The sequence below is a fragment of the Finegoldia magna genome, from assembly GCF_002243175.1.
In the GTDB taxonomy this organism is placed as follows: Bacteria; Bacillota; Clostridia; order Tissierellales; family Peptoniphilaceae; genus Finegoldia; species Finegoldia magna_J.
This window is the reverse complement of record NZ_NDYF01000020.1, coordinates 1-1,015: the sequence shown is the minus strand read 5'-3', so window position 1 is coordinate 1,015 and position 1,015 is coordinate 1. Positions and strand designations below refer to the sequence as shown.

At 41.2% G+C, this 1,015-nt stretch carries 1 protein-coding gene; it reads right to left on the bottom strand.

The window, feature by feature from the left end; genetic code table 11:
• Positions 1 to 1,015 (bottom strand): elongation factor Tu (gene tuf / locus B9N53_RS09060; protein ID WP_094204633.1); only part of this gene is annotated, 1,015 nt, incomplete at both ends.

The following is a 1,015-nucleotide window of genomic DNA, read 5'->3' as shown; positions in this document are numbered from 1 at the left end:
CCGCCTTCTCTGATGGCAAATCTTAATCCTTCTTCGATTGCGATTGGAGTGATTAATTCGATTATGAATTTTGCGTTATCTCCTGGCATTACCATTTCTACGCCTTCTTCTAATGCGATGTTTCCTGTTACATCTGTTGTTCTGAAGTAGAATTGTGGTCTGTATCCTGAGAAGAATGGTGTGTGTCTTCCACCTTCTTCTTTTGTTAATACGTATACTTCTGCTTCAAATTTTGTGTGTGGGTGGATTGTTCCAGGTGCTGCTAATACTTGTCCTCTTTCGATGTCTTCTCTTTGTACACCTCTTAGTAATGCTCCGATGTTGTCTCCTGCTTCTGCTTCGTCAAGTTGTTTTCTGAACATTTCTACACCTGTTACTACTACTGTTCTTTTTTCTGTTGTAAGTCCTACGATTTCTACGTTGTCACCAACTTTTACTTTTCCTCTTTCTACTCTACCTGTAGCTACTGTTCCACGTCCTGTGATTGTGAAGATGTCTTCTACTGGCATTAGGAATGGGTGGTCAACGTCTCTTACTGGAGCTGGGATCCATTCGTCTACTTCTTCCATCAATTTCATGATTTTGTCTCCCCATTCTCCGTCTGGATCTTCTAATGCTTTTAATGCTGATCCTACTACGATTGGTGTATTGTCTCCATCGTATTCGTATTCGTTTAGTAGTTCACGTACTTCCATTTCAACTAATTCGATTAGTTCTGGATCGTCTACTTGGTCTTCTTTGTTTAAGAATACTGCGATTTTTGGTACGCCTACTTGTCTTGCTAACAAGATGTGTTCTCTTGTTTGTGGCATTGGACCGTCTGCTGCACTTACTACTAGGATTGCTCCGTCCATTTGTGCTGCTCCTGTGATCATGTTTTTAACGTAGTCAGCGTGGCCTGGACAGTCTACGTGTGCGTAGTGTCTTTTTTCTGTTTCATATTCTACGTGAGAAGTGTTGATTGTGATTCCTCTTTCTCTTTCTTCTGGTGCTTTGTCGATGTTAGCGTAGTCTA